This window comes from Pseudomonas sp. Ps21-P2 (assembly GCF_039672565.1).
Lineage (GTDB): Bacteria > Pseudomonadota > Gammaproteobacteria > Pseudomonadales > Pseudomonadaceae > Aquipseudomonas.
Genome location: NZ_JBDFPL010000044.1, coordinates 1 through 854, shown reverse-complemented (window position 1 = coordinate 854; position 854 = coordinate 1). Strand labels below are relative to the sequence as shown.

General features: G+C 53.4%; 1 protein-coding gene. It reads left to right on the top strand.

The features are described from left to right. On the top strand, positions 1–854 hold an 854-nt coding region (locus ABEH28_RS27300), incomplete at both ends, for a GAF domain-containing protein (protein ID WP_346631570.1).

Here is an 854-nt window from a genome sequence, read left to right as displayed (position 1 = left end):
GCGGATTCGGTTGGAAAAAATGTCCTGGAGTTTTTCGCCGAATACTTGGGCGCTGTGGTCGCTGCCGTTTATGTCCGGCAGCCGTTCGGCGATTTTGTACGCGTGGCGAACTTTGGGTTTTCACGCGAGCAAGCTTCAATGGGCCAGGCATTTCAACTGGGGGAAGGCTTGATCGGAAAAGTTGCTGAGCAAAATCACATCGTTTCGCTGAATGATCTTCCTCCAGATTACCTAAAAGTAAAATCCGGCCTGGGCGATGCCCGACCTACGAGCGTACTAATCGCGCCGGTAGCCAACGATGATGGGGTCAACGGCGTCATTGAGCTGGGTTTCCTAAGAGCTTTGGAACCCAAAGACGCTGAGCTGCTGAAGCTGGTGATGCATGATGTTGGGGTAGCGGTAGAGTCTGCACGGTACCGGCAACGCATTCAGGAAATCCTCGAAGAGACGCAGCAGCTGAACGAAGAGCTTCAGGTGCAACAGGAAGAGCTGCGCACCTCCAATGAAGAACTGGAGCAGCAGTCTCACGTACTGAGAGAATCTCAAGCCAGTCTAGAGGTTCAGCAGGTTGAGCTCGAGCAGACCAACGAGCAGTTGAGCAACCAAGGGCTGGAGCTGGCCCGGCAGCGCGACAGTCTTGATAGGAAAAACGAAGAGCTTCAGCTGGCTCAATCAGAGCTCGAAGCCAGGGCGCAAGAGCTGCAGCGTGCGAGCAGATACAAGTCCGAATTTCTTGCGAACATGTCACATGAGCTGCGCACCCCCCTCAACAGCTCTCTGATTTTATCTAAACTTTTGGCCGATAACGCTGGTGAAAATCTCACGCAGGAACAGGTCAAGTTCGCTGAGTCGAT